The 26,910-nt window shown below is 46.1% G+C and carries 26 protein-coding genes and 2 tRNA genes; 26 read left to right on the top strand and 2 right to left on the bottom strand.

Annotated features, from left to right (window positions below; genetic code table 11):
- The first annotated feature begins 101 nt into the window (after positions 1 to 101).
- The 7 genes from J7E38_RS09280 (at position 102) to J7E38_RS09310 (ending at position 5,511) form a co-directional block, all read left to right on the top strand.
- Positions 102 to 1,706, top strand: a complete 1,605-nt coding sequence (locus J7E38_RS09280) for a putative polysaccharide biosynthesis protein (RefSeq protein WP_214710343.1) — start codon at positions 102 to 104, stop codon at positions 1,704 to 1,706.
- A gap of 32 nt (positions 1,707 to 1,738) precedes the next feature.
- Positions 1,739 to 3,202, top strand: a complete 1,464-nt coding sequence (gene yabN / locus J7E38_RS09285; protein ID WP_214710344.1) for a bifunctional methyltransferase/pyrophosphohydrolase YabN — start codon at positions 1,739 to 1,741, stop codon at positions 3,200 to 3,202.
- A gap of 39 nt (positions 3,203 to 3,241) precedes the next feature.
- The gene (locus J7E38_RS09290; protein WP_214710345.1) at positions 3,242 to 3,514 is read left to right on the top strand and encodes an RNA-binding S4 domain-containing protein; all 273 of its coding nucleotides are present in this window, start codon (positions 3,242 to 3,244) and stop codon (positions 3,512 to 3,514) included.
- Positions 3,515 to 3,601: 87 nt separating this feature from the next.
- Entirely contained in the window at positions 3,602 to 3,904 is a 303-nt protein-coding gene (gene yabP / locus J7E38_RS09295; RefSeq protein WP_214710346.1) for a sporulation protein YabP, read from the top strand.
- Positions 3,901 to 4,536, top strand: a complete 636-nt coding sequence (yabQ, locus tag J7E38_RS09300) for a spore cortex biosynthesis protein YabQ (protein WP_214710347.1) — start codon at positions 3,901 to 3,903, stop codon at positions 4,534 to 4,536. Before yabP ends, yabQ begins: the two co-directional genes overlap by 4 nt.
- Positions 4,537 to 4,581: 45 nt before the next feature.
- Positions 4,582 to 4,980 carry an FtsB family cell division protein gene (locus J7E38_RS09305; RefSeq protein ID WP_214710348.1) on the top strand — a complete coding sequence of 133 codons (399 nt, stop codon included), beginning with the start codon at positions 4,582 to 4,584 and terminating at the stop codon, positions 4,978 to 4,980.
- A gap of 75 nt (positions 4,981 to 5,055) precedes the next feature.
- The gene (locus J7E38_RS09310; protein WP_214710349.1) at positions 5,056 to 5,511 is read left to right on the top strand and encodes a S1 domain-containing RNA-binding protein; all 456 of its coding nucleotides are present in this window, start codon (positions 5,056 to 5,058) and stop codon (positions 5,509 to 5,511) included.
- Positions 5,512 to 5,665: 154 nt separating this feature from the next.
- Here J7E38_RS09310 and J7E38_RS09315 read toward each other — a convergent pair.
- Together J7E38_RS09315 and J7E38_RS09320 are read right to left on the bottom strand one after the other, a co-directional pair.
- Positions 5,666 to 5,737, bottom strand: a tRNA-Glu gene (locus tag J7E38_RS09315).
- 198 nt (positions 5,738 to 5,935) lie between these two features.
- Positions 5,936 to 6,009 (bottom strand) — tRNA-Met (locus tag J7E38_RS09320).
- A 281-nt stretch (positions 6,010 to 6,290) separates the two neighbouring features.
- On the opposite strand from J7E38_RS09320, the gene spoIIE reads away from it, so the two are divergent.
- From spoIIE to lysS, 19 genes are all read left to right on the top strand, one after another.
- Positions 6,291 to 8,765 carry a stage II sporulation protein E gene (gene spoIIE, locus J7E38_RS09325; protein ID WP_214710350.1) on the top strand — a complete coding sequence of 825 codons (2,475 nt, stop codon included), beginning with the start codon at positions 6,291 to 6,293 and terminating at the stop codon, positions 8,763 to 8,765.
- 290 nt (positions 8,766 to 9,055) lie between these two features.
- A complete protein-coding gene (locus tag J7E38_RS09330) occupies positions 9,056 to 9,793 on the top strand; it encodes a vWA domain-containing protein (protein WP_214710351.1) in 738 nt (245 codons plus the stop codon).
- A complete protein-coding gene (locus tag J7E38_RS09335; protein ID WP_214710352.1) occupies positions 9,762 to 10,787 on the top strand; it encodes a protein kinase domain-containing protein in 1,026 nt (341 codons plus the stop codon). The genes J7E38_RS09330 and J7E38_RS09335 overlap by 32 nt, the downstream gene beginning before the upstream one ends.
- Positions 10,788 to 10,958: 171 nt before the next feature.
- Positions 10,959 to 12,344: a tRNA lysidine(34) synthetase TilS gene (gene tilS / locus J7E38_RS09340; protein WP_214710353.1), complete on the top strand. Its 1,386-nt coding sequence runs from the start codon at positions 10,959 to 10,961 to the stop codon at positions 12,342 to 12,344.
- A 24-nt stretch (positions 12,345 to 12,368) separates the two neighbouring features.
- On the top strand, positions 12,369 to 12,911 hold the full coding sequence (gene hpt, locus J7E38_RS09345) for a hypoxanthine phosphoribosyltransferase (RefSeq protein ID WP_214710354.1): 543 nt from the start codon (positions 12,369 to 12,371) through the stop codon (positions 12,909 to 12,911).
- A gap of 137 nt (positions 12,912 to 13,048) precedes the next feature.
- A complete protein-coding gene (ftsH, locus tag J7E38_RS09350) occupies positions 13,049 to 15,019 on the top strand; it encodes an ATP-dependent zinc metalloprotease FtsH (RefSeq protein WP_214710355.1) in 1,971 nt (656 codons plus the stop codon).
- Positions 15,020 to 15,191: 172 nt separating this feature from the next.
- Positions 15,192 to 15,968 (top strand): type III pantothenate kinase, encoded by a 777-nt coding sequence (locus J7E38_RS09355; protein ID WP_214710367.1) that lies wholly within the window; start codon positions 15,192 to 15,194, stop codon positions 15,966 to 15,968.
- Between the two features lie 53 nt (positions 15,969 to 16,021).
- On the top strand, positions 16,022 to 16,900 hold the full coding sequence (hslO, locus tag J7E38_RS09360) for an Hsp33 family molecular chaperone HslO (protein WP_214710356.1): 879 nt from the start codon (positions 16,022 to 16,024) through the stop codon (positions 16,898 to 16,900).
- Positions 16,901 to 16,921: 21 nt separating this feature from the next.
- Positions 16,922 to 17,806, top strand: a complete 885-nt coding sequence (locus tag J7E38_RS09365) for a peptidyl-prolyl cis-trans isomerase (RefSeq protein WP_214710357.1) — start codon at positions 16,922 to 16,924, stop codon at positions 17,804 to 17,806.
- A gap of 219 nt (positions 17,807 to 18,025) precedes the next feature.
- Positions 18,026 to 18,952 carry a cysteine synthase A gene (gene cysK / locus J7E38_RS09370; RefSeq protein WP_214710358.1) on the top strand — a complete coding sequence of 309 codons (927 nt, stop codon included), beginning with the start codon at positions 18,026 to 18,028 and terminating at the stop codon, positions 18,950 to 18,952.
- A 131-nt stretch (positions 18,953 to 19,083) separates the two neighbouring features.
- Positions 19,084 to 20,520 (top strand): aminodeoxychorismate synthase, component I, encoded by a 1,437-nt coding sequence (gene pabB, locus J7E38_RS09375; protein ID WP_214710368.1) that lies wholly within the window; start codon positions 19,084 to 19,086, stop codon positions 20,518 to 20,520.
- Entirely contained in the window at positions 20,517 to 21,110 is a 594-nt protein-coding gene (gene pabA, locus J7E38_RS09380) for an aminodeoxychorismate/anthranilate synthase component II (protein ID WP_214710359.1), read from the top strand. The genes pabB and pabA overlap by 4 nt, the downstream gene beginning before the upstream one ends.
- Entirely contained in the window at positions 21,107 to 21,982 is an 876-nt protein-coding gene (gene pabC / locus J7E38_RS09385; protein ID WP_214710360.1) for an aminodeoxychorismate lyase, read from the top strand. The genes pabA and pabC overlap by 4 nt, the downstream gene beginning before the upstream one ends.
- The gene (folP, locus tag J7E38_RS09390; RefSeq protein WP_214710361.1) at positions 21,979 to 22,812 is read left to right on the top strand and encodes a dihydropteroate synthase; all 834 of its coding nucleotides are present in this window, start codon (positions 21,979 to 21,981) and stop codon (positions 22,810 to 22,812) included. Before pabC ends, folP begins: the two co-directional genes overlap by 4 nt.
- The gene (gene folB, locus J7E38_RS09395; RefSeq protein WP_214710362.1) at positions 22,805 to 23,164 is read left to right on the top strand and encodes a dihydroneopterin aldolase; all 360 of its coding nucleotides are present in this window, start codon (positions 22,805 to 22,807) and stop codon (positions 23,162 to 23,164) included. The genes folP and folB overlap by 8 nt, the downstream gene beginning before the upstream one ends.
- A 2-nt stretch (positions 23,165 to 23,166) precedes the next feature.
- The gene (folK, locus tag J7E38_RS09400; RefSeq protein ID WP_214710363.1) at positions 23,167 to 23,694 is read left to right on the top strand and encodes a 2-amino-4-hydroxy-6-hydroxymethyldihydropteridine diphosphokinase; all 528 of its coding nucleotides are present in this window, start codon (positions 23,167 to 23,169) and stop codon (positions 23,692 to 23,694) included.
- On the top strand, positions 23,646 to 23,849 hold the full coding sequence (locus J7E38_RS09405) for a helix-turn-helix domain-containing protein (protein ID WP_214710364.1): 204 nt from the start codon (positions 23,646 to 23,648) through the stop codon (positions 23,847 to 23,849). Before folK ends, J7E38_RS09405 begins: the two co-directional genes overlap by 49 nt.
- A gap of 81 nt (positions 23,850 to 23,930) precedes the next feature.
- Positions 23,931 to 24,932 carry a tRNA dihydrouridine synthase DusB gene (dusB, locus tag J7E38_RS09410; RefSeq protein WP_214710365.1) on the top strand — a complete coding sequence of 334 codons (1,002 nt, stop codon included), beginning with the start codon at positions 23,931 to 23,933 and terminating at the stop codon, positions 24,930 to 24,932.
- Positions 24,933 to 25,131: 199 nt separating this feature from the next.
- On the top strand, positions 25,132 to 26,616 hold the full coding sequence (lysS, locus tag J7E38_RS09415) for a lysine--tRNA ligase (protein WP_214710366.1): 1,485 nt from the start codon (positions 25,132 to 25,134) through the stop codon (positions 26,614 to 26,616).
- Positions 26,617 to 26,910 lie beyond the last annotated feature (294 nt).

Raw genomic sequence — 26,910 nt, forward strand, 5'->3', positions numbered from 1 at the left:
ACGGCTATTTTACAATTGATAAAATGGCTTCGCGGCTTGGGGCTGTCATGTTCATGCTATGATATAATACGTTTGAAACTGAAATTGGAAGGAGATGGGCGATGAAGCCCGTTGCAGATTCAAACGAATTGATGAAGGGAGCCATGATCCTGACTGTGGCAGCCCTGGTTACAAAAATTTTAAGCGCTGTTTACCGTGTCCCGTTCCAGAATATTGTTGGAGACATTGGTTTTTATATTTATCAGCAGGTATATCCCTTTTTTGGCATTGTCATGGTTTTATCTACATATGGATTTCCTGTGATCATTTCTAAATTATACACAGAGGAGCAGGCCGCCGGTCATCATGGCAGGGCGGACAGGCTATTGGCCATCTCGCTTGTGTTTCTCGGCATGGTCGGGTTTTTGCTTTTCGCCTTCTTCTTTTTTGGTGCGTCATGGATTTCCGGAAAAATCGGAGACCCTGAATTAACGCCATTATTCAAGGTCGTATCGGTCCCATTTTTGCTCTTTCCGTTCATTTCTGTGTTCAGAGGCTACTTTCAGGGGAAGGGAAACATGGTTCCGACGGCGATTTCCCAGGTTTCAGAACAATTCATCCGTGTTGCGACCATCCTGATTTTATCAGCAGTCTTTGTACAACAAGGCTTCTCACTTTATGTAACAGGAGCTGGAGCTGTATTCGGATCCGTAACCGGGGGACTGATTTCCGTGCTGCTGCTTGGCTTTTATTTTTGGAAAAATAGAGGTGGAGACCCGTTCAAGCATTTTCAGGCGAAGGACCTGTTCGATGACGCAGCCTGGGCAGTAAAAGCCCTTGTCGTCCAGGGCCTTGCAATCAGCATCAGTGGCATGCTGTTGATCCTGTTCCAGCTAGCGGACTCATTGAACATGTATATTTCCTTGCTGGATACAGGGTTGACGACGGAGGAAGCAAAGTCGGCAAAAGGGATTTTTGACCGTGGACAGCCGCTGATCCAGCTAGGGGCTGTTGTTGCTACATCGATGTCATTGAGTCTTGTACCGGCGATTTCCGGTGACAAATCAAGTGATCGCCATGAGAGGATTCTCGCAAAAGTCAGGCTCGCGCTTCAGACAAGCCTGGTTTTTGGCGCGGCAGCTGCGGTGGGATTATCCAGCATCATGGTCCCGGTGAATATCATGCTGTTTAAGAATGCCGATGGATCAAATGTCCTGGCAGTGCTGAGCTTGATGATTTTATTTGCCTCTGTCATATTGACGATCATGAGCATCCTCCAGGGTCTTGATCATTCGTTATTTCCGGCAGCCGTCGTTCTTGCCGGGTTTGGCATGAAATATTTCATGAATCTTATCCTGATTCCGTCTTTCGGGACGATGGGTGCTGCCTGTGCCACCCTGATAGCTATGCTTTGCGTCATGATGGTCTTGATTGCAAAATTGCGGCGCGAGCTTGGCGGTCCAGTTTTATCAACCGTATTTATCGGAAAAATCCTGCTATCCTCGGCTGTGATGGCTGTTATTTTGCGATTGTTTTTGTTTATAACAGATTTCGGTTATGGATATATTGAACCTGACAGACTCGGAGCCATTTTCCAGGCATTAAGTTCAGTGGCTATTGGGGCACTTGTTTATTTTTTCGTGCTGGTCAAAACGAGGGCTTTGACTGAAGATGAGCTGGCGACACTGCCATTCGGAAGCCGGATTGTGCAGCTGTTCTCCAGGTAATGCCTTAACATTATAGAAGGAGGAAGCAGGAAATGAATAAAAAAATTCTCATCATCGGGCTGGGCGCTGGCGACCTTGACCAGCTGCCGCTTGGTGTATATAGAAAATTTCAGCAGGAGAAGAACCTGTTTTTACGGACAAAGGAGCATCCGGTGGTTGCTGAGCTTGAGAAGGAAGGCATGCAGTTTCAATCATTCGACGGTATCTATGAGAAGCATGACCAGTTTGCGGATGTATATGAGGAAATCACAGAATTCTTGCTGGCAGAAGCGGACAAGGCACCCGTCACTTATGCTGTTCCCGGACATCCTTTGATTGCGGAGCGGACCGTGCAGCTATTGCTTGAACGAGGCCCGGAACGGGAAACGGAAATTGAGATCGGCGGCGGCCAAAGCTTCCTTGATGCGATGTTCCAAGCGCTGGAAATTGATCCGATCGATGGGTTCCAGCTGCTTGACGGCACCGCTCTTGTAAAAGAAGACCTGCTGCTGAAGAGCCATACAATCATCGGCCAGGTGTATGATGCGTTTGTAGCCTCTGACGTGAAGCTGACGCTGATGGAAAAATTGCCGGATGAGTACGAGGTATACATCGTCACGGCAGCAGGAAGCAGTGAGGAAGTGATTAAAAAAGTTCCATTATATGAACTGGACCGGGAGATGGAACTGAGCAATCTGACATCGGTATATGTTCCGCCTGTTGAAGATGAACAGATTTTGTACAAGGATTTCCGGAAGCTGCGTGGAATTATATTAGAACTGCGAGGTCCAAACGGTTGCCCTTGGGATAAAAAACAAACCCATCAGTCCTTGAAGAAATATTTGATTGAAGAATCATACGAGCTGATCGAAGCCATCGACAATGACGATATTGACCATATGATAGAGGAACTGGGAGACGTGCTGCTGCAGGTCATGCTCCATGCCCAGATTGGCGAGGATGAAGGATATTTCTCCATTGATGATGTGATCGAAGGGTTATCATCAAAGATGGTTCGCAGGCACCCCCATGTTTTTGGCGACAAGACAGCAGAAAACGAAGAGGACGTCATGCGCAACTGGCAGGAAATCAAGGAGCAGGAAAAAGGCGGCCCTGTTAAATCACTTCTCGAGGGAGCCGGCAAAGGGCTGCCAAACCTCTTGAAGGCTTATGAACTGCAAAAAGAAGCAGCAAAAGTCGGCTTTGACTGGAAGACAGTTGCCCCGATCCTTGATAAAGTTAAGGAAGAAATTGAGGAGCTGTCAGCTGAAATAAGCGGGAACGGCCGGTTTGATGATATTCAGCTGGAATACGGAGACATGCTGTTTGCACTCGTGAACTTTGCGAGGCATTACGATATTAATCCGGAAGAGGCGTTATACAAAACAAATCTGAAATTCATGCGGCGTTTTGCTTTCATCGAACAGAAGGCAGCCGAAAATGGCCGGAAGCTCGAGGATCATTCCCTTGAGGAGCTGGACGCTTATTGGGACGAAGCCAAGAAACAAGGATTGTAAGGTAAATCAAACCATTTTTTTAAAAGGGGTTTAAATGCGATGAGGCTGGATAAATTTTTAAAAGTGTCAAGATTGATCAAAAGAAGAACATTGGCAAAGGAAGTATCGGATCAGGGAAGGATTTCAGTCAACGGTGTTCCGGCAAAAGCGAGTACCAATGTAAAAGCAGGCGATGAACTGGCGATCCGTTTCGGACAGAAGGTTGTTTCTGTCAAAATTGAGCGGATTCAGGAAAATTCCCGTAAGGAAGAAGCGGCTGAAATGTATACGATCCTTGGGGAAGAGCGAATCCCGGGGGACGACGAAGAGTAAACCTGGCTTCGTCGGAAGGCTTGTTCTATTCTGCCTTAATCAATCATAAACATGTACAAAAGTGCATTATGATTGTGAGGGGTTAAGATGAGCCAATATTATGAAACGAACCAGACAAAGAGCAACTTGCCGGATCACGACTTAGTGATGAGAGGCAGAAGGACATTGGAAATCACGGGAGTAAAGCAGGTTGAAAGCTTCGACAACGAAGAGTTCCTGCTGGAGACAGTCATGGGATTCCTGGCGATCAAAGGCCAGAATCTACAGATGAAGAATCTGGATGTCGACAAGGGTATCGTCTCGATCAAGGGGAAAATCTTCGATCTGGTCTATCTCGATGACCAGCATGGGGAGAAAGCTAAAGGATTCTTTAGCAAGTTATTCCGATGACGCTGTCGACCCAATTTTTGACGATGCTCGCCATGATTGGGATGGGCAGCTTATTCGGCGCTTCACTTGATACGCATAACCGATTCCTGAAAAGATCGAAGCGGAAATCCTGGATTGTCTTCATCAATGACATCCTGTTCTGGGTATTCCAGGGTTTGTCGATTTTTTATGTGTTATTTTCTGTAAATATGGGAGAGTTGCGCTTTTATATCTTCCTGGCATTATTATGCGGCTTCGCTGCCTATCAAAGCCTTTTCAAGAAAATGTACCTGAAGCTGCTCGAGCACACGATCTCGATCACTATCAATGTCTATTTGTTCTTCGTGAAGGCTGTCAGGCTGCTCATAGTCAGGCCGCTGCAAGTGCTGGCTGCTACTGCTCTATCTCTCGTGCTCCTTACGGGGAGAGGCCTTTATGGATTGTTGAAATGGCTTCTTTCCGTTTTACTATGGCTGCTGAAATACATCATTTGGAAGCCGGTTAAGATGATATTCCTACTTTTTTGGAAACTTTTGCCGAAAACAGTTAAAAAAAGCGTCGAGAAGTTATATAATAAATTGGCAGGATTTCTAATTATAGTAAAGAATTATTCTATTAAGCCGATAAAATGGATAAAGAAATTTAAAAAGTAGACTATTTTACACAATCGAAAATAAATGTAAGGAGGACTGCGGGGAATGAGTGTCATCAGGAAAAAGAACATAGCCAGGATTGAAAATCAATATGTACAGCAGCGTGAAAAAGCAGGTATAGCTGAAACCAGGAAGCGGAAACTGCTATTCAGGCGCCTCGCAGTCTTTGCTTTATTCGCATCCGTCATCTCCTATTTGATGATCTCAACCTTCATTTCCCAGACGGCAGCACTGGAAAAGAAGCAGGCGGACAAAGCTCAACTTGAGCAAAAGCTGGCAAACCTCCAGAAAAAGCAGGAAATCTTGGATGAGGAAATTGTCAAATTGAACGATGACGAATACATAGCGAAGCTTGCCCGCAAGGAATACTTCCTATCCGAAAAGAACGAAATCATCTTCAACCTTCCTAAAGAGAAAAAGGACTCCCAAGATTCGCCTTATTGACACTCTTTTTTTATATTCTGTATAATATAGAGTAAGTATGATTTTTTTATATCTTTAAGGAGGCAAAACTTTTTTATGTCAATCGAAGTAGGCAGCAAGCTACAGGGAAAGGTAACAGGAATTACAAATTTCGGGGCGTTCGTGGAACTGCCGGGCGGTTCAACCGGACTCGTTCATATCAGTGAGGTTGCTGATAACTATGTCAAGGATATCAATGACCACCTCAAAGTAGGCGACCAGGTTGAAGTGAAGGTAATCAATGTTGAGAAAGACGGTAAAATTGGTTTATCAATCAAAAAAGCTGTTGACCGACCAGAACGACCAGAGCGACCTGCAAGACCAGAAAGATCTGATCGACCATACTCCCAGCGTCCACGTGGCGGCGGAAGAGGAAATGACAACCGAAATGCCCGTCCGGAAAATTTCGAGTCAAAAATGGCGAAATTCCTGAAGGACAGTGAAGACCGTTTGTCAACTCTAAAACGTGCTACCGAATCCAAGCGCGGTGGAAGAGGAGCCAGAAGAGGGTAACTTGCTGCTAAGTGAATATATAAAATAGCAGGTATTATGCTATACCAAGACAAGTCGATCGCTGGCTTGTCTTTTTGTTTTTTATAATAGTGCTCATCGTACAATAAAAAAACCTCGCTCCTTTAAAAGGAACGAGGTTTTTTGCAGTGCTGTATGACCCCTACGGGATTCGAACCCGTGTTACCGCCGTGAAAGGGCGGTGTCTTAACCGCTTGACCAAGGGGCCGTATAAAGTTTTTAGATGTCCAGCTTCGGCTCCTAGCTAGTTTTCATCTATGAGTTAGCTTCCTGGAGTATCTTGTGAGAAGCGTTAGCTTTGAGCAGCTCGAGTCGCTTCAGTCCGTCCGATGAAGTCAAAGAACGACTTCACCTGCCGGCCCTCCAGCGCTTGTCGGAGCTAAGCAGTCGCCTGCGCTTTTCTAAGTAGCGGCGGAGGGGATCGAACCCCCGACCTTACGGGTATGAACCGTACGCTCTAGCCAGCTGAGCTACACCGCCATATTGGTATTGTTTTGAGGCACAAGAAATATAATACATAGATATTAAAATAGTGTCAATGGATTTTTAAAAAGAAAGATAAAAAAATAGGAGGTAATTTTTAGCGGCTCCACAAAATTTCAACATGGTGCAAAAATAATCCGTGGTATTTCGAGTAATTGCTTTATTTACGGGGAAATGCGTCGAACGAAACTTTGATGCTTGTCCTTGTTTTTGACAAACTTCTGGATTGCTCCCTTTTATAATAATCAGCAACGATAAAAAAGTGGGGAGTGTATTTAATGCAAAAGGTAGAAAGGAACATGATGGAACCGATCGGTGAAGTTCATCTCGAGGAATCACGATTCAGATTGGCAAAAGGCATGTCGAAGCTGCAATCCAAGATCGAAACCCTTTTCCTGAAAAAAGGCTATATATTCTTGATCATTGGATTCTTGCTTGGCCGTGCCTTGATACTGGCACAATTGACCCCTTTTAGCCTTCCATTTTTTGCGGCCGTTTACCTCATCCGTAAAGACCGTGCCCCAATTGCACTGTTTGGTCTGGTTGCTGGAGCTGCGACCCTGTCATTTACAGATGCCGTTTTCACCTTCGGCTCGGTATTCTTGTTCCTGCTTCTATACAAACTGACAAAAAAGTGGATCAAGAATAATCTGAAAGTGCTGCCATTCTATATATTTTTCACTATTTTAATAGCCAAAATGTTGAAAGCTCTTATTTTGTCAGGAAATATCACCATGTATGAAGGGATGATGACAGGAGTCGAAGCAGGCCTGGGATTGGTGTTGACGTTCATTTTCCTGCAAAGCATACCATTGATGACCTCTAGCCTGCGCAAGCAATCTTTGAAAACAGAGGAAATTGTCTGTTTGATCATCATGCTCGCTTCCGTGATGACAGGAACCATCGGCTGGACAATTTATGACTTATCAGTCGAACATGTCATGTCCCGTTACTTGATCCTCATTTTTTCATTTGTTGCCGGAGCCACCGTGGGTTCTACAGTCGGTGTCGTAACAGGCTTGATATTCAGTCTTGCGAATGTGTCGAGTTTTTACCATATGAGCCTGCTGGCATTTTCAGGTCTGCTCGGCGGCTTGCTGAAAGAGGGAAAGAAGCCGGGGGTAGCACTTGGATTGTTCATCGCCACGCTTTTGATTGGCATGTATGGCGAGGGCGGAGGTGCCCTTAGCCAGACATTGACCGAGTCGGCAGCGGCTGTCCTGCTCTTTTTCCTGACACCTCAATCGCTTACGTCACGGATCGCCAAACATATTCCGGGAACAGCGGAGTACTCAGCAGAGCAGCAGCAATACATGAGAAAAATGAGGGATGTAACAGCACAGCGTGTCGTCCAGTTTTCGAATGTATTTGAAGCATTGTCGAAAAGCTTTTCGACTTTGCAGGTCCAGGATGAAACGGTTGAAACGGATCGCGATATGGATTACTTCCTGAGCAATGTCACGGAAAAGACTTGCCAGACCTGTTTTAAGAAAGACCATTGCTGGACAAGGAACTTTAATACAACCTATGACTATATGAGCGAAATTATGCAGGAGATGGATCATAATTCCGGTGCGGTGCCTCAGAAGCTATCCCGGGACTGGGACAAGCATTGCACGAGGTCGAAGAAAGTCCTAGAAATCATGCAGCAGCAGCTGACCTATTACCAGGCCAACCGTAAGCTGAAAAAGCAGGTCCAGGAAAGCAGGCGGCTTGTTGCCGATCAATTGCTGGGTGTTTCCGAAGTCATGGGTGATTTCGCCAAGGAAATCCAGCGTGAGCGCGAGAACCACTCAAAGCAGGAGGAGCTGATTCTTGAATCTCTGCAGGATTTTGGCATTCATATCGAGCATGTGGAAATTTACAGCCTTGAACAGGGCAATGTGGATATCGATATGACCATTCCATATTGCCAGGGACATGGGGAATGCGAAAAGCTGATCGCGCCAATGCTGTCCGATATCCTCAAGGAAAACATCGTCGTCAATTCGGAAGAATGCTCAACCTTCCCGAACGGTTTTTGCCATGTGACATTCCGTTCTGCCAAAGCCTTTGTCGTATCGACTGGTGTAGCGCATGCGGCCAAAGATGGAGACCTTGTTTCCGGGGATAGCTATTCGACCATTGAACTGAGCGGTGGTAAATTTGCAATTGCCATCAGTGATGGAATGGGCAATGGCGAAAGAGCCCATTCAGAGAGCAGGGATACACTGTTATTGCTGCAGCAAATCCTTCAATCAGGAATTGAAGAAAAAGTGGCAATCAAGTCAGTGAACTCCATTTTATCATTAAGGACAACGGATGAAATATTCTCAACCCTGGACCTCGCTATGATCGATCTGCAAAATGCATCGACAAGATTCCTGAAAATCGGTTCGACCCCGAGCTTCATCAAACGAGGCTCCAAGGTTATGAAGGTCCAGGCGAGCAACCTGCCGATGGGGATTTTACAGGAATTCGAAGTAGATGTCGTCGGCGAGCAGCTGAAGGCCGGTGACCTGCTGATCATGATGAGCGATGGTGTTTTTGAAGGACCGAAGCATGTCGAGAATTACGATCTATGGATGAAGCGGAAAATCAATGAGCTCCAGACCGAAGATCCACAGGCCATCGCCGATTTGATCATGGAGGAAGTCATCCGTTCCCGCGGAGGATCCATTGAGGATGACATGACCGTCGTTGTCGCGAAAATCGATCACAATATCCCGAAATGGGCATCGATTCCGATGGGTAATTATCAAAAAAGAGCCTAACCGGTTAATTTGAGCAATATGCGATTCATTTATGTACGAGGAAGTAAAATTTTCACTTCGAGAAATGTCTAGCTCCAGCGCCTAGCCCCTCGAGACGCTTCGGTCCGCCCAATGAAGTCAAAGAACGACTTCACTGGTCGGCCCTCCAGCGCTTGTCGGGGCTGATCAAGGCGCTTCCGCTTTTCTTATGTATATTTCCCCTCTACTTCGTCGAAAATGGTAACAAATTTATTATAGGCTTCTTTCTTTTACTAGATTGTAAAAGTCGGGCCTGGAAGTGAGGGGATTGCATGAAAACAGGAACGATCAGGCAAATATTGCTCATTACAGATGGATGCTCGAATCAGGGTGAAGATCCGATCGCAATGGCTGCGCTGGCCAAGGAGCAGGGGATTACGGTGAATGTCATTGGTGTGATGGAACAGGATGTGATAGATGAACAGGGCATGAAAGAAATCGAGGGCATTGCGATGTCTGGCGGAGGTGTCAGCCAGATTGTGTATGCGCAGCAGCTTTCACAGACTGTCCAGATGGTAACGAGGAAAGCGATGACCCAGACTCTTCAGGGAGTGGTCAATAAGGAGTTGCAGCAAATTCTTGGCGGCGGCAGGACGGTAGAAGATCTTCCTCCAGAACAGCGCGGGGAGGTCATGGAGGTTGTGGACGAGCTTGGGGAGACGGTTGAACTGGATGTGTTGATTCTTGTCGACACAAGCGCGAGCATGAAGCATAAGCTGCCGACTGTAAAAGAAGCCTTGCTGGACTTGAGTTTGAGCCTGAATGCCCGTTCCGGCGATAATCGTTTTTCGGTGTTTGTATTTCCCGGGAAACGAAATGATGTCGAAAAATTGCTGGATTGGACACCAAAGCTTGAATCGCTGACAAGCATTTTTGCCAAGCTGACAACTGGCGGAATTACGCCGACAGGCCCGGCGATTCGTGAAGCCCTTTCTTATTTCAATAAAAAACGATCTCTAAGGAGCCTTCTGTCCCGTGATGATGAATCCTTCTTTGAAGAATCTGTGTAAGGTCATTCCCGGCACCATCATTGAAGGGAAATGGCATCACAATCGTTATACCATCATTAAAGAACTTGGTTTTGGAGCAAATGGGATTGTGTATTTAGCAAGACATGACAATAAACAGGTAGCATTGAAAATGAGCGACAATGGAATGTCGGTCACTTCTGAGGTCAATGTATTGAAAGCTTTTGCCAAGGTCCAGGGATCTGCCCTCGGGCCTTCTTTGCTGGATGTAGATGATTGGGAACGCCCAGGAAAGAAAGTCAGTTTCTATGTCATGGAATTCATAAAAGGACCGGATTTTCTCGCTTTCCTTGAGCAAAAAGGGCCGGATTGGACTGGAGTGATGATCCTCCAGCTGCTGGCGGATTTACAGCAACTGCATGACAATGGCTGGGTTTTTGGCGACTTAAAACCGGAAAATTTGATTGTGACAGGACCACCGGCAAGGATCCGCTGCATCGATGTTGGCGGAACGACGATGCAGGGTAGGTCGATCAAAGAGTTCACGGAATTCTTTGACCGGGGTTACTGGGGGCTTGGAAGCAGAAAGGCAGAGCCAGGGTACGATTTGTTTGCTGTCGCCATGATCATGGTCAACACAGCCTATCCGAAAAGGTTTACGAAGAAATCAGGCGGAATCAGCGAAATCATGGAAAAGGTGAAGCAAAGCCCAGAGTTGAGGAGATACGAAAAGGTCATTTACAACGCGCTGTCTGGGAAGTACCGGTCCGCAAAAGAAATGAGGACAGATTTACTCCAGGTCCATCAGCCGGATTCCTCATCAAGAAACAATCGCCAGCAAAAGCCTGCTCCACAAAAGCAACATCAGCCGAGTCCGGCTCGCAGCACTGTGAAAAGGGCATCATCTTCAGCATCAGGACAAACGAGAAAGCGATATAACAAGAGCAGGAAGAAATCCTCAACTCTTGAAACCGCCACCATCATCCTGATTATCTCATTGTTATATTTTTTCTATATTTATAGCCAGATTACCTGATATTTTTGAAACCTTTTACGGGCTCATCCGTAGATAAGGGAGTAAAGCCCTGATTTTTGATAAAGTACAATGGAAAGTGTTAAGCTGAAAGATAATAAACCTATTTAGAAGATTAATGGATTGCCGGCGTGGGTATAGAGTTAAACCGGCAATGCGGTAAGGAAGATCGTGATGATCGATATGAAGGTGAATGCCTTTCTTGAAAGGCATGGTTTTCAGCTGAATAACAAGTCAATCGCAGTCGGTGTTTCCGGTGGACCGGATTCGCTTGCTTTGCTTCACTATTTATCTGAGCAGCGGGAACGGAAATCCCTGAAGATTATTGCTGTCCACGTTGACCATATGTTCCGTGGTGATGAATCTTATCAAGATGCTCTGTTTGTAAAAGATTTTTGCGAAAAACGGGGCCTTCCCTTTGAGATGAAAAGGGTCGATGTGCCAGCTTATATGGAGAAGACAGGTTTAAGCTCCCAACAAGCCGCCCGCGAATGCCGATTTGCCTTTTTCGATAAAGTGATGGAGAAGCATCAACTTGAATACCTTGCATTAGGGCATCATGGGGACGACCAGGTCGAAACGATATTGATGAGGCTTACCAGGGGCAGTTCCGGAGCAGCAAGGGCAGGCATTCCTTTTTCCCGTAAAATGGGTCCGTTCACGGTTTTCAGGCCATTTTTATGTCTGACCAAAAGGGAACTGCAAGAGTATTGCGCCGAAAATTCGCTCGAACCCAGAATCGATCCAAGCAATGAGAAGGCATACTATAGCAGGAACCGATTCAGGAAAACCGTCCTGCCTTTTTTAAAAGAAGAGAATCCGGGAGTCCATGAACATTTCCAGCGTTTCAGCGAAGAATTGCAGATGGATGAAAAGTATCTTCTTGAATTAACAAGGAAAGAATTGAATAAAGTAATGGAGAAAGAGGACAGAGGGATCTCGATCACTATTAGTTCTTTTCGAGAAATGCCAATGCCTTTACAAAGAAGAGCGATTAAACTAATATTAAATTATCTTTACAATGATCGACCTGCTTCTCTTTCCGCTATACATATTGAAAAGATTTTTTCAATAATTCGCAACCCCCATCCGTCAGGAACACTTGATTTCCCCAGCGGTTTAAGAATCATACGATCGTATGGAAATTGCCAATTCACATTGAACCCGCCAGAAAGGCAAAGCTACCGTTTTGAAATGACAGGACCAAAGCAGCTGATCTTGCCGAATGGTGATCGCATTGATGCCCAATTGCTCAATGATGTTCATGTCACGGATATTTCCAATCATCGTTTCATCGTCGACCTGGAGGAAACAGGCACTCCCTTATACATCCGCACCAGAAGGAATGGTGACAGGATGTCTTTGAAGGGAATGAAGGGGTCAAAGAAGCTGAAAGATATTTTCATCGATATGAAAGTCCCGTTAGAACAAAGGGATGAATGGCCGGTCGTCACAGACCGGGAAGACAGGATCCTTTGGCTTCCAGGCCTGAAAAAATCGAATCACGAAGCAAGTGAACAAGGAAACAGGTTATTACTATTAACTTATATAAAGCATTGATATCTTCCAGGGGGCACAATGATCATGATGAAAAATGATATTGAAAAAGTACTGTTTACAGAAGAAGAGATTCAGGAAAAAACAAAACAGCTGGCGGCGCAGTTAACTGAAGAATATCAGGACCGTTTCCCGCTGGCAATCGGAGTCCTGAAGGGCGCAATGCCTTTCATGGGTGACTTGCTGAAGCGCGTGGATGCTTACCTTGAAATGGACTTCATGGATGTTTCAAGCTATGGAAATGCGATGGTGTCATCCGGTGAAGTTAAAATCCTTAAGGACCTTGATACTTCCGTTGAAGGAAGAGACATCCTGATCATCGAGGACATCATCGACAGCGGCTTGACTCTCAGCTATTTGGTTGAGTTGTTCAGATACCGCAAGGCTAAGTCCATCAAAATTGTCACGCTGCTTGATAAACCAACCGGAAGAAAGGCTGATATCAAAGCAGATTATGTCGGGTTTATCGTTCCTGATGAGTTCGTTGTCGGCTATGGTCTTGATTACGCGGAAAAATACCGTAACCTGCCTTATATCGGAATTTTGAAGCCGGAAGTATACACAAAATAAATAACGGTTACGATTTAGTGAATGAAATTTAACATTTCACATAACAACCAAATATTCTGAATGTTAATTTCTTGTATTAGCATAATTTGCTATGATACTATTTAGTATAGTTTGTCTACCGTGGGAGGAGGTAAGGGATGAATCGGATCTTCCGTAATACCATCTTTTATTTATTGATATTTTTAGTCATTATCGGAGTAGTGAGCTTCTTTAATGGAAATAACCAGCCAACTGAACAAATCTCTTACGATAAATTCATGCAGGAACTTGAGGCAGGCAATGTTTCAGGAACTCTGACGCTGCAGCCTGAACGAGGTGTGTATGAAGTAAGGGGCCAGATGAAGGGCCAGGAAGAGGGCAAGGGCTTCATTACTTATGTATGGAGCAACCCGGATACATTAAACCGCATTGAACAGACAGCTGCTGATGCAGATGTCGATATTAAGCCTGCAAAAGAAACAAGCGGATGGGTAACGTTCTTTACATCCATCATTCCGTTCATCATCATTTTCATTCTGTTCTTCTTCTTGCTTAACCAGGCTCAGGGCGGCGGCAGCCGTGTCATGAACTTCGGTAAGAGCAAAGCGAAGCTGTATAACGAAGAAAAGAAGAAAGTGCGCTTCAAGGATGTTGCGGGCGCAGATGAAGAAAAACAAGAGCTTGTCGAGGTTGTTGAATTCCTTAAGGACCCTCGTAAATTCGCTGAGCTTGGAGCGCGTATACCAAAAGGGATCCTCTTGGTAGGACCTCCGGGAACCGGTAAAACACTGCTTGCACGTGCTGTTGCCGGGGAAGCGGGAGTACCGTTCTTCTCGATCAGTGGTTCCGACTTCGTAGAAATGTTTGTCGGTGTCGGTGCGTCACGTGTGCGTGATTTATTTGAAACAGCTAAAAAGAATGCTCCATGTATTATCTTCATCGATGAAATCGATGCTGTCGGCCGCCAGCGTGGTGCTGGTCTTGGTGGAGGGCACGATGAGCGTGAACAGACGCTCAACCAGTTGCTTGTTGAAATGGATGGATTTGGTGCCAACGAGGGAATCATCATCGTAGCGGCTACTAACCGCCCTGATATCCTTGATCCGGCATTGCTGCGTCCAGGCCGTTTCGACCGCCAGATCACAGTTGACCGTCCGGATGTCACTGGCCGTGAAGCTGTATTGAAGGTGCATGCGAGAAATAAACCACTTGATGAATCTGTTAACTTAAAGAGTATTGCGGCTCGTACTCCAGGTTTCTCTGGAGCGGACCTTGAAAACTTGCTGAATGAAGCAGCGCTTGTTGCTGCCAGAAGAAATAAGAAGAAGATCGACATGTTGGATCTGGATGAAGCAACAGACCGTGTCATTGCCGGTCCTGCCAAAAAGACACGTGTCATCTCCAAGAAGGAAAGAAATATTGTTGCCTTCCATGAAGCCGGCCATACCGTTATCGGGGTTGTCCTTGATGAAGCGGAAATGGTCCATAAGGTAACGATTGTCCCTCGCGGACAGGCTGGCGGTTATGCTGTCATGCTTCCTAAGGAAGATCGTTACTTCATGACGAAGCCTGAACTTCTTGATAAAATCACCGGCCTCCTTGGCGGGCGTGTAGCGGAAGAAGTCGTTTTTGGCGAAGTGAGCACAGGTGCCCACAACGACTTCCAGCGTGCGACAGGCATTGCGAGAAGAATGGTTACTGAATTCGGGATGAGTGATAAGCTCGGACCATTGCAGTTCGGCCAGGCGCAAGGTCAGGTATTCCTTGGACGTGACCTGAACAATGAGCAGAACTATTCAGATAAGATTGCTTATGAAATTGATGTGGAGATCCAAACCATCATCAAGGAATGTTATGCCAGAGCGAAGAACCTTCTTACAGAGCACCGTGATAAGCTTGATATTATCGCAAATACGCTTCTTGAAGTCGAAACGCTCGATGCAGAACAGATCAAGCATCTGATCGACCATGGACGTCTTCCGGAGCGAAGTGTAAGCCTGGATAATGACGACATGAAAGTGAACATCAACACGAAAAAGGATGAACTGCCTGCAATCGAAGAGACTGATAAGAAAGTTGACTCAGTCATCGAGGATCCAAAGGCAATCGACGAGAATCCAAAAGAATAAAATTCATGAAGCAGGTGTCCTGTAACGGGGCACCTGCTTATTTTTCTGGAGACTGTTCAATACAGGGCAGGGACATTCAGATTCGGTTGACTTTATTTAGTGAATTCCCGGCGATTATGGTATGATATTTGCAGAATTGATTCAGAAAACTACTGATAAGTTGGTGAATAGCTTGATTTTTGTTTTTGACGTCGGGAATACAAATATCGTGTTGGGTGTTTATGAGCAGGAAGAGTTGAAACACCACTGGAGAATTGAAACAAACCGCCATAGAACAGAAGATGAGTTTGGGATGATCGTCAAAAATCTTTTTGACCATGTCAATCTCTCTTTTTCTGATATAGATGGGATCATCATATCGTCCGTTGTACCGCCAATCATGTTCTCACTTGAGAGGATGTGCCAGAAGTACTTCCACCTTAAACCATTAGTCGTTGGGCCTGGCATCAAGACTGGTCTTGACATTAAATACGAAAATCCGAGGGAAGTTGGTGCAGACCGAATCGTGAATGCGGTCGCGGCCATCCATGAATATGGCAGCCCGCTGATCATTGTCGACTTCGGCACTGCGACAACCTATTGTTATATCAATGACCATAATCAGTATATGGGCGGAGCGATTGCCCCTGGAATCGGCATCTCTACCGAAGCTCTTTATTCGCGTGCTGCCAAACTTCCAAGGATTGAAATCAGCCGACCTGATGACGTGATTGGCAAGAACACGGTGTCAGCTATGCAAGCGGGTATCCTCTATGGATATGTTGGGCAAGTAGAGGGAATAGTTAAACGGATGAAAGATAAGAGTGCGGTCACCACTAAAGTGATTGCCACTGGCGGATTGGCGAATTTAATCGCCCAGGAATCAACCGTCATTGACGTTGTCGATCCGTTTTTGACTTTAAAAGGACTGCAGCTTATCTATAAGCGCAATATGGATAAAAACAGCTAAGCTTCCTTGATGGGAGGACGCATTAAATTTTACAGCATGAAGGGAGTAGAACAATGAGCGATTATTTAGTAAAGGCACTTGCTTTTGATGGACAGGTCAGGGCGTATGCAGCAAAAACGACTGAAACTGTTGGAGAGGCACAGCGCCGCCATTATACCTGGCCTGTGGCATCGGCTGCACTGGGCCGCACGATGACTGCTGGTGTGATGATGGGTGCGATGATGAAAGGCGAGGATAAATTAACGGTGAAAATCGAAGGCGGCGGTCCGCTTGGACTTATTCTCGTTGACAGCAATGCTAAAGGGGAGGTCAGAGGGTATGTGTCGAATCCGCATGTCCACTTTGACCTGAATGAACACGGCAAGCTGGATGTAAGACAGGGTGTCGGTACAGACGGAACGCTTACTGTCGTGAAAGACCTTGGCTTGCGTGACTATTTTACAGGACAAGTGCCGATTGTTTCAGGTGAACTTGGAGAAGATTTCACCTATTACTTCGCGACATCCGAACAGGTTAATTCTTCTGTTGGTGTCGGCGTGCTCGTCAATCCGGACAACTCAATCAAGGCAGCAGGCGGCTTCATCATTCAATTGATGCCTGGAACGACGGAAGAAACCATTTCAGCCATCGAACAAAGACTAGAGTCCATCCCGCCGGTCTCGAAATTGATTGAAAAAGGGCTGTCTCCTGAGGAGCTCCTTGAAGAGCTGCTTGGCAAAGACAATGTCAAATTCCTTGAGACGATGCCGGTTTCATTCGTGTGCAACTGCTCAAAAGAGCGATTCAGCAATGCACTGGTCAGTCTCGGAGCAGAAGAAATCCGTGATATGATCGAGACAGAAGGACAGGCTGAAACGCATTGTCATTTTTGCAACGAAAAATATGTGTTTACAAAAGAAGAACTGGAAGAGATAGAGAAAGAAGCAAAATAAGCTAGTGCTGGGGGAAGAGAAGTGGAAAAAAAGCATCTTTGGTACATTATTGCCGGGTTAGCCATATTGAATGCAATCACTCTTATAATGCTTCTTGCCAAGCCTGCTATCCTTGAAGGAAAAAAGGAGACAGTAGCGGAGGTTGGCAAGGCGTCGATCACCCGCCAGCAATGGCTCACCGAGCTGGAAGAACGGTACGGACAAGAAACGCTCAGGGACATGATCGACCAGGAAGTAGTCATGCAGATGGCTGACGAATACGGGATCGAATTATCCGACAAAGCAGTCGAACGGGAACTGACCATTTATAAGGCGATGTATTCGTCGCCAGGGAACGAACCAAAAAGCGAAGAAAAATGGAAGCAGCAGATCAAATACAGTTTGCTGCTCGAAGAACTGCTGACGAAGGATGTAAAAGTATCGGATGAGGATATGAAAACCTTCTATGAGCAAAACAAGAGTCTCTTTGATATCCCTGCCTCTTACCATCTATCTCAAATCATTGTTGAAACGAAACAAGAAGCAGAATCAGCGGTTAAGGAGCTAAAGGATGGCTCAAGCTTTGCCGCACTGGCGATGGAGCGTTCAATCGATGAATTTTCTGCTAATGAGGGCGGGGACATCGGCTTTGTGACCGAAGAAGATGAACTCATTTCCCCGGAAGTGATTTCAGCGGCAAAGTCCCTTAAATCTAAGGAGTGGACCGGACCTATAAAAGTAGAAAATGGCTACGCGATTGTTTATCTTCACGAAAAGCTGGCAGGCAAGAAATATAGCTTCAGTGAGGTGAAGAACCAGATTCGCAGACAGATTGCCCTCGAACAGATGGACATTCCTGTCTCTGCCCGTGCATTCTGGAATGATGCTGAAGTCAGCTGGTTCTATGGCGAGACCAGCAAAAAATAAGAATGGGAAGCACCGGTTTCAATTGACCGGTGCTTCTTTCTATCATTCGCTTTTCGGTGTGTTTTTATTGTTTAGTACGAGTAATAATAGGATAGTTTAAAAAGGATGGGCAGAAGTCTGATATCTGTTTTTGTCGAAGCATACTGATTGACATAGACTAAAAGTACTGGTAAATTTTAATAAAACCAATTAAAATACTCGGATTAAGAGGTGGATAATATGGTACGTATTGCGAACTCGATTAATGAGCTGATTGGCCAAACACCAATTGTGAAACTGAACAGGCTGGTTGATGACCAAAGTGCGGATGTGTATCTGAAGCTTGAGTACATGAACCCGGGAAGCAGCGTCAAGGATCGTATCGCACTTGCTATGATTGAGGATGCTGAAGCAAAGGGTGTCCTTAAGCAGGGAGATACAATCATCGAACCAACAAGCGGCAATACCGGAATCGGTCTTGCAATGGTGGCTGCTGCTAAGGGATACAAAGCCATTCTCGTTATGCCAGAAACGATGAGCATGGAGCGCCGTAACCTGCTGCGGGCATATGGTGCAGACCTCGTGTTGACTCCTGGTCCTGAAGGGATGGGCGGAGCGATCCGCAAGGCAGAGGAGCTGGCTAAGGAAAATGGCTACTTCATGCCTCAGCAATTCGAGAATGAAGCCAACCCTAGCATCCATGAAAGAACGACTGGTCCGGAAATCGTTGAACAGATGGGTGACCAGCTTGATGCGTTTATTGCGGGCATCGGTACAGGCGGCACCATCACCGGTGCAGGAAAGGTTCTTCGTCAGAAGTATAAGGATATCAAAATTGTTGCCGTTGAACCGACAGACTCTCCCGTTTTATCAGGAGGAAAGCCAGGACCCCACAAAATTCAGGGGATTGGCGCAGGTTTCGTGCCTGGTGTCCTTGACACCGATGTATATGATGAAATTATCAAGGTAGAAAATGAACAGGCATTCGACTTTGCCCGCCGTGCGGCAAAAGAAGAAGGCATCCTTGGCGGAATCTCTTCTGGCGCTGCAATCTATGCAGCACTTGAAACTGCGAAAAAACTAGGCAAAGGCAAGAAGGTACTTGCAATCATCCCAAGCAACGGGGAACGCTATCTGAGCACACCGCTTTATCAATTCGAAAACTAATATTTAACGGGAGGCAGGCCGACAAAGCTTGCCTCTTTTTGCTGTCTTCGAGAATATCGACCAAAAAAACTGCTCCTTTTTCTCCAAAATCCATCATTTTAAAAATGAAAGCGCGCGTTTCATCATGTATGATGGATAAAGAGAAAAAAATAGGGGTGACGAGCTTGCCGCACTACAGCATTCATACACAAAGTATTCCTTATACGGCTTCACGTTTTTTTCATCAATACGACCATATTGCCCAACAATATAAAGAGCATGTCATCCTCGAAAGCGGACGGGGCGGGCGTTACAGCATCGCTGCTTTCCAACCGGAAGTTATTTTTTCAGGAAAAGACCATAAATTAACGATCAGCAAGAACGGAATGACAACAACGCTTGAGGGAAATCCGCTTGAGTTAATGAAGCAGGAAATGGAAGCATACAAGGTCCCGGAAGTGGGTGGCCTGCCAGATTTCCAGGGCGGGGCGATCGGCTATATCAGCTATGATTATGCCCGCTACATCGAAAAGCTTCCGCAAATGGCAAAGGATGACTCCGGCATACCAGAGGTTTATTTTCAGGTGTACATGGAGTGGTTCGTGTTTAACCATCAAACAGAAACTCTATGGATCATGGCCCTGAGTGAACCGGGCCAGGAAGAGCGCACAAAAGAAAAGCTGACAGAGTGGCAAAAACGCTGGGAGGCTGAGGCGCTAGTCATGCATGCTGAAAAGGCGGACAAGCCAGGCTATGATGTGTTGCATGTTTCGATGGATGAAGATACCTTCATCGACGCAGTGGAACGTGTCCAGCAATACATTTCGCAGGGAGATGTCTTCCAGGTTAATCTGTCTGTCAGGCAATCAAAGCCGGTTGAAACAGAAGCAATCGAAGTGTATCGCCAGCTGCGCCAGTTGAATCCATCTCCATATATGGGCTATTTGCATACGGCGGATTTCCAGCTCGTCAGCGGCTCACCCGAACTCTTGGCAAAAGTAAACGGTACGGAGGTCAGCACAAGGCCGATTGCCGGCACGAGGTCGAGAGGCAGGACAGATCAGGAAGATTTGCAGCTTGCCAATGAACTCATCAACAATGAAAAGGAACGTGCCGAGCACGTCATGCTTGTTGACCTGGAAAGGAACGATCTCGGGAGGGTATGCAGATACGGTACGGTCGAAGTCGATGAATTTATGGTCATTGAAAAGTACTCGCATGTCATGCATATTGTCTCTAATGTCAGGGGCGAGCTAGCAGAAGGTGAAACATGGTTCGATGTCGTAAATGCGACCTTCCCGGGCGGAACGATTACAGGTGCGCCAAAGGTCAGGACGATGGAAATCATTGAAGAGCTTGAGCCGGTGAGACGAGGGCCATATACAGGTTCACTAGGCTGGATCGGTTTTAACGGCAATATGGAACTGAACATCATCATCCGCACGATGCTCGTCAAGGATGGGATGGCACATGTCCAGGCGGGAGCAGGCGTCGTCATTGACTCCATCCCGGCAAATGAGTACAAGGAATCGTTAAAGAAAGCCATCGCGCTTTGGAAGGCAAAAGAGCTTGCGGAGGGAAACGCATGATTTTGATGATCGATAATTATGATTCTTTCACATATAATCTTGTTCAATATCTGGGCGAAATGGGGGAGGAATTGAAGGTCATCCGCAATGACCAGACATCCATTCAGGGAATCGCAGAGCTGGATCCAAAGTTTTTGATGATCTCCCCGGGGCCATGCAGTCCGAATGAAGCAGGCATCAGTTTGGATGCCATCAAGAATTTCGCCGGCAAGACACCGATTTTTGGCGTCTGCCTCGGCCATCAGTCCATCGCCCAGGTATTTGGCGGGGACGTTGTTCGTGCGGAGCGGCTCATGCACGGGAAAACATCAATGGTCTACCACGACGGAAAGACGATTTTTGAAGGTGTGGAAAACCCATTCCCTGCAGCACGCTATCATTCTCTCATTGTCAAAAAAGAAACCCTTCCAGACTGTCTTGAGGTCTCAGCCTGTACAGAAGAAGGGGAAATCATGGCCATTCGCCATAAAACTCTGCCTGTGGAGGGCGTCCAGTTCCATCCGGAATCGATATTGACAACTCCGGGAAAGCAGCTGCTGCGGAATTTCATTGCGCATTACAATTTTACAAAGGAAGTAAGCTTGAAATGAAGCTCTATATAAATGGCCGGTTCATGGATAATAATGAGGCAGCGATTTCCCCTTTTGACCATGGATTTTTATATGGTCTGGGTGTCTTTGAAACCTTCAGGATCTACAATGGCCACCCATTTTTGCTGGATGACCATCTGGAGCGGCTGAATGCGAGTCTGCGAATTCTGGACATTAAAGCTGAATTCACCAGAGATGAAGCGATCAAGATTCTTGATGGCCTTTTAGCTGAAAACTCTCTCAGGGATGCATATATCCGCTTTAATGTCTCCGCAGGCAATGGTGAAATCGGCTTGCAGACGGAAAGCTATAATGAGCCGAATGTGATTGTTTTTGCCAAAATTTTGCCACCGGCAGGCGGTATGAATGAGAAACAGGCCGTACTGCTAGAGGTAAGGCGCAACACTCCAGAGGGCAGTGCCCGATTAAAATCGCATCACTATCTCAATAACGTGCTGGCCAAGCGTGAGGCGGGCCCTGCAATGGATACAGAAGGCATTTTTTTGAATGACGAAGGTTTCCTGGCAGAAGGAATTGTTTCGAATCTATTTTGGTACAGGGATGGGATCTTGTTCACTCCGGCGGTCAAGACCGGTATTTTAGATGGAGTGACGCGAAGGTTCGTCATCGAGATGGCCCGTACAGCAGGCACTGAGGTACGCGAAGGCTTTTACAAAAAGGAGGAAGCGGAAGCAGCCGACGAAATGTTCCTGACGAACTCAATCCAGGAAATCGTCCCGGTCACTTCTTTTTCAGGTAAAAGTTTTCCTGGGAAATCTGGCGAGATGGTCAGAAGACTATTTGGGCGATATGAAGCACAGCGGGAAACGCTATGGAGCAGAACACAATTGGATGGAGGACTCGCAAAATGAAACCTGTAATAAAAGCTGGTCCATATACATTGGACTACAGCAGCCAAACATTGGTCATGGGAATTTTGAATGTAACGCCCGATTCGTTTTCGGATGGCGGCAAGTATAATCAACTTGAAAATTCTGTGGTGCGTGCAAAGCAAATGATGGAAGACGGGGCGCAGATCCTCGATATCGGCGGTGAATCGACCAGGCCTGGTTATGAACGGATTTCGGATGAAGAGGAAATCAGCAGGGTTGTGCCTGCAATCGAGGCGATCACAAAGGAACTGCAGGTCCCGCTCTCCATCGATACCTATAAATCAAAGGTCGCTAAAAGTGCGATTGACGCCGGAGCAGTGATTATCAATGATATCTGGGGAGCGAAGGAAGACCCGGAGATTGCCGATGTCGCAGCTGAAACGGGCGTGCCAATCATCCTGATGCATAATCGCAACGATCGAAATTATACTCATTTCATCCGGGACGTATTGAATGATCTATATGAAAGCATCACAATTGCCAAGAAAGCCGGCGTCAGTGATGAGCAAATCATCCTGGACCCGGGTATTGGCTTTGCAAAAGACCTGGCAGAGAACCTGGAGATGATGCGCCATCTGGATACTCTTGTGTCACTAGGTTATCCAGTTCTGCTGGGCACCTCAAAAAAATCGATGATTGGCGGCGTGCTCGGCCTTCCTGTTTCTGAACGGACGGAAGGAACAGGAGCATCGGTATGCTACGGAATCCAGAAGGGCTGCCAGATTGTCAGGATCCATGATGTGAAAGAAATGTCGCGCATGGCAAAAATGATGGACGCGATGATGGGAAAGGGTGAGTTCAGTGGATAAAATACATGTTAATCAGATGGAGTTTTACGGCTACCATGGTGTGTTTCCTGAAGAAACAAAGCTTGGACAGCGGTTTGCAGTGGACTTGACGGTGGAACTGGACCTTTCAAGAGCTGGAAAAAGTGATGAACTTCAGCATTCCATCAACTACGCGGACTTATATCAAGTATGCAAGGACATCGCGGAAGGCAAACCATATAAGCTTGTGGAAGCCATTGCAGAGAAGATCGCCTCGACAATTCTAGAGAAGTTTTCGCTTGTTGAAGCATGCCATGTAAAGGTCATCAAGCCGGACCCGCCAATACCGGGACACTATAAATCCGTCGCAGTCGAAATCACGAGGAGTAGATGACAGTGGAAAACAAAGCATATATTGCGCTAGGGTCCAATATGGGTGACCGGTTTGGGTATTTGACACAGGCCATCATCCTCCTTGAGGGCCATGAGGAAATCTCGGTGGTAAATACTTCTTCCATCTATGAGACGGACCCGGTAGGCTATACCGACCAGGATCAATTTTTAAATATGGCAATCGAGGTGGAGACAAGTCTGTCTCCTGTTGAACTCCTCGATACATGCCTGGAGATCGAATTGAAGCTTGGGAGAAAAAGGGAAATAAAATGGGGTCCCAGAACTTTAGACCTTGACATCTTGCTGTATAATCACGAAAATGTTGAAACAGAGAAGCTTACAATTCCGCACCCTCGGATGAGCGAACGCGCATTTGTAATCCTTCCATTGCTTGAAATGGATCCACATATCACGCTCCCAAACACCAGGGAGCCGCTGGCAAACGATTTACAAAGTATACCGGATAGAGAAGGAGTACGAATATGGAAGCAGAAAAATGGGGAAGACGTATTCGCGCTTATCGAAAGCTGAAGGGTTACACACAGGAAGGCTTCGCAAAAGAGCTTGGCATTTCGGTTTCAGTCCTCGGAGAAATCGAACGGGGAAACAGGATGCCTGATGAAAAATTGATTGCCAGAATCGCAGAGTTTCTGGATGTCGGATTGGATGAGTTAACCCCGCAATAGGGTTAAATGATCCCTTACCATCAGGATTGTGGTTTTCCGCTTCGAGCGGAATTCGACAGGACGAAAAGAAGGAGGAAGGATATGCTTAAGATTGGCGATATTGAGATGAAGAACCAGGTCGTGCTTGCGCCAATGGCTGGCGTCTGCAACTCTGCGTTCCGTCTGACGGTAAAAGAATTCGGCGCAGGGCTTGTATGTGCGGAAATGGTCAGCGACAAAGGAATTGTTCTGCAAAACGACCGGACACTCGATATGTTATATATAGATGAACGTGAAAAGCCGCTCAGCCTGCAGATTTTTGGCGGCGAAAAAGAAACGCTTGTCCAGGCGGCCAAATACGTGGACAAAAATACGAATGCCGATATCATTGATATCAATATGGGCTGTCCTGTACCGAAGATCACAAAATGTGATGCAGGTGCGAAATGGCTTCTTGACCCAAACAAAATCTATGAAATGGTATCAGCTGTTGTAGATGCCGTCGATAAGCCGGTAACGGTGAAAATGCGCATGGGCTGGGATGACGAACATATTTTCGCCATAGAGAATGCCCGTGCTGTAGAACGAGCTGGCGGTCAGGCAATCGCCCTCCACGGCCGTACGCGTGTCCAAATGTATGAAGGACAAGCGAACTGGGACATCATCCGTGACGTCAAGCAGGCAGTAACCATTCCTGTGATCGGCAATGGAGATGTCCAGACACCTCAGGATGCAAAGAGAATGCTTGATGAAACAGGTGTGGACGGAGTAATGATCGGCCGCGCTGCTCTCGGTAATCCGTGGATGATTTACCGCACGGTTAAATACCTGGAAACAGGCGAATTGATGGGCGAACCGACTGCACGCGAGAAAATCGATGTCAGCATCCTTCACCTCGACCGACTGATTGCGCTCAAAAATGAACACATCGCTGTCCGCGAAATGCGCAAACATGCTGCATGGTATATGAAAGGCATTCGCGGCAACGCAAGGATCCGCAATGGTATCAACGAGTGCACAACAAGAGACCAATATGCCCGCTTAGTGACAAACTTCGCTGATGAAGTGGAAGCAGAAGAGCAAAATGCCCACCGAGTTGGATAAAAATTGACATTAACCATTACATTTCCTATAATACTTTTATCCTTAAATGTAACTGCCAGTGGTCAAACTGGCAGTTTTTATTCTATTTAAGAGATTTTTAATGTCTGAATACGTTTGTTTGTGTAAAATAATAAAAGTATCCACCAAACATAATCAGGATTACATACTAAATTTAATTATATATTGGAGTGAAAGCGACATGAGTCATGAAGAATTAAACGACCAGCTCAGAGTCAGAAGGGAAAAAATGAGTGCATTGCGTGAAAAGGGCATGGACCCATTCGGCAAAAGATTTGAACGCACCCATCTTACTGAAGACCTGATCAGCGAATATGGTGAATTGGAAAAAGAAGAAATCGAGACAAAGAATGTCGCGGTGAAGATTGCTGGACGGATAATGACAAAACGCGGAAAAGGAAAAGCTGGCTTTGCGCACATCCAGGACCTAGCTGGCCAAATCCAGATTTATGTCCGCCAGGATGCAGTCGGCGAAGAGCAATACGAAGTTTTTGACTCCGCTGACCTTGGTGATATTGTCGGTGTTGAGGGAACGCTTTTCAAAACCAAAGTTGGCGAACTTTCCATTAAAGCTCAAAACTTTGTGTTCCTGTCAAAGGCACTGCGCCCGCTTCCGGAAAAATTCCACGGGCTTAAAGATGTCGAGCAGCGTTATCGCCAGCGTTATCTTGACTTGATCACCAGCAACGAAAGCAAGACGACCTTCATCAACCGCAGCCGCATCATCCAGTCAATGCGCCGTTATCTGGATGGACAAGGATACCTTGAAGTGGAAACGCCATTGATGCACTCTATTGCAGGCGGAGCGTCTGCACGTCCGTTCATTACTCATCATAACGCTCTCGATATGCAGCTTTACATGCGAATCGCAATCGAGCTACACTTGAAGCGTCTGATTGTCGGCGGCCTGGAAAAGGTATATGAAATCGGCCGAGTATTCCGTAATGAAGGTGTTTCGACAAGACATAATCCGGAATTCACGATGCTTGAGCTTTATGAGGCATATGCGGACTGGAGAGACATCATGTCCCTTACAGAGAACATGGTTGCGTACATCGCTCAGGATGTTCTCGGAACCACGACTATCCAGTATGGCGAATATGAAATCGACCTTAAGCCAGAGTGGAAGAGAGTTCACATGGTTGATGCAATTAAGGAACATACAGGTGTAGACTTCTGGCCGCAAATGAGCACTGATGATGCACGTGCACTTGCGAAGGAACACGGAGTGGAAATCACTGAACATATGCAGTACGGTCACATCGTCAATGAGTTCTTCGAGCAAAAAGTAGAAGAGCACCTGATCCAGCCTACATTCATTTACGGCCATCCGGTTGACATTTCTCCTTTGGCGAAAAAGAATGATGAGGACTCGCGTTTCACTGATCGCTTCGAATTGTTCATCGTTGCGAGGGAGCATGCGAACGCGTTCACTGAGCTGAATGACCCGATTGATCAAAGAGAACGCTTTGAAGCACAACTAAAAGAAAAAGAGCAAGGAAATGATGAAGCGCACGAAATGGATGAAGACTTCATCGAAGCATTGGAATATGGAATGCCACCAACAGGCGGACTCGGAATCGGAATCGACCGACTTGTTATGCTGCTGACCAATTCACCATCCATCAGGGATGTACTGTTATTCCCATTGATGCGCCATCGTTAATAATATTAGAAGGCAAAACGGCAAACGTCGTTTTGCCTTTTTTTATTTTCAATTCTCATTACTAGATTTGCGCACAGTAATATGAATTATCTTTCTTTTATTCATGCGAATAAAAATCTTAAAAAGAGGTTGCCATTGAAGAATAAAGGTGCTATATTTATATCTGTTGCTGCGAGCTACTTAGTTAGCAACAAAGAAATTGAAAAAACTTATTGACATCAGGTTTTGAACCTGGTAATATATAAGAGTTGCTTCTGACGGAGCAACAAAGAAAAATTGTTCTTTGAAAACTAA

It is taken from the genome of Bacillus sp. ISL-35 (assembly GCF_018613355.1).
Taxonomy (GTDB): domain Bacteria; phylum Bacillota; class Bacilli; order Bacillales; family Cytobacillaceae; genus Mesobacillus.

Excerpts from the sequence above, each read along its gene's own strand:
- J7E38_RS09280 (WP_214710343.1), top strand. The coding sequence starts at position 102 with ATGAAGCCCGTTGCAGATTCAAACGAATTGATGAAGGGAGCCATGATC.
- yabN (WP_214710344.1), top strand. The coding sequence starts at position 1,739 with ATGAATAAAAAAATTCTCATCATCGGGCTGGGCGCTGGCGACCTTGAC.
- J7E38_RS09290 (WP_214710345.1), top strand. The coding sequence starts at position 3,242 with ATGAGGCTGGATAAATTTTTAAAAGTGTCAAGATTGATCAAAAGAAGA.
- yabP (WP_214710346.1), top strand. The coding sequence starts at position 3,602 with ATGAGCCAATATTATGAAACGAACCAGACAAAGAGCAACTTGCCGGAT.
- yabQ (WP_214710347.1), top strand. The coding sequence starts at position 3,901 with ATGACGCTGTCGACCCAATTTTTGACGATGCTCGCCATGATTGGGATG.
- J7E38_RS09305 (WP_214710348.1), top strand. The coding sequence starts at position 4,582 with ATGAGTGTCATCAGGAAAAAGAACATAGCCAGGATTGAAAATCAATAT.
- J7E38_RS09310 (WP_214710349.1), top strand. The coding sequence starts at position 5,056 with ATGTCAATCGAAGTAGGCAGCAAGCTACAGGGAAAGGTAACAGGAATT.
- spoIIE (WP_214710350.1), top strand. The coding sequence starts at position 6,291 with ATGCAAAAGGTAGAAAGGAACATGATGGAACCGATCGGTGAAGTTCAT.
- J7E38_RS09330 (WP_214710351.1), top strand. The coding sequence starts at position 9,056 with ATGAAAACAGGAACGATCAGGCAAATATTGCTCATTACAGATGGATGC.
- J7E38_RS09335 (WP_214710352.1), top strand. The coding sequence starts at position 9,762 with ATGATGAATCCTTCTTTGAAGAATCTGTGTAAGGTCATTCCCGGCACC.
- tilS (WP_214710353.1), top strand. The coding sequence starts at position 10,959 with ATGATCGATATGAAGGTGAATGCCTTTCTTGAAAGGCATGGTTTTCAG.
- hpt (WP_214710354.1), top strand. The coding sequence starts at position 12,369 with ATGATGAAAAATGATATTGAAAAAGTACTGTTTACAGAAGAAGAGATT.
- ftsH (WP_214710355.1), top strand. The coding sequence starts at position 13,049 with ATGAATCGGATCTTCCGTAATACCATCTTTTATTTATTGATATTTTTA.
- hslO (WP_214710356.1), top strand. The coding sequence starts at position 16,022 with ATGAGCGATTATTTAGTAAAGGCACTTGCTTTTGATGGACAGGTCAGG.
- cysK (WP_214710358.1), top strand. The coding sequence starts at position 18,026 with ATGGTACGTATTGCGAACTCGATTAATGAGCTGATTGGCCAAACACCA.
- pabB (WP_214710368.1), top strand. The coding sequence starts at position 19,084 with ATGGATAAAGAGAAAAAAATAGGGGTGACGAGCTTGCCGCACTACAGC.
- pabA (WP_214710359.1), top strand. The coding sequence starts at position 20,517 with ATGATTTTGATGATCGATAATTATGATTCTTTCACATATAATCTTGTT.
- pabC (WP_214710360.1), top strand. The coding sequence starts at position 21,107 with ATGAAGCTCTATATAAATGGCCGGTTCATGGATAATAATGAGGCAGCG.
- folP (WP_214710361.1), top strand. The coding sequence starts at position 21,979 with ATGAAACCTGTAATAAAAGCTGGTCCATATACATTGGACTACAGCAGC.
- J7E38_RS09405 (WP_214710364.1), top strand. The coding sequence starts at position 23,646 with ATGGAAGCAGAAAAATGGGGAAGACGTATTCGCGCTTATCGAAAGCTG.
- dusB (WP_214710365.1), top strand. The coding sequence starts at position 23,931 with ATGCTTAAGATTGGCGATATTGAGATGAAGAACCAGGTCGTGCTTGCG.
- lysS (WP_214710366.1), top strand. The coding sequence starts at position 25,132 with ATGAGTCATGAAGAATTAAACGACCAGCTCAGAGTCAGAAGGGAAAAA.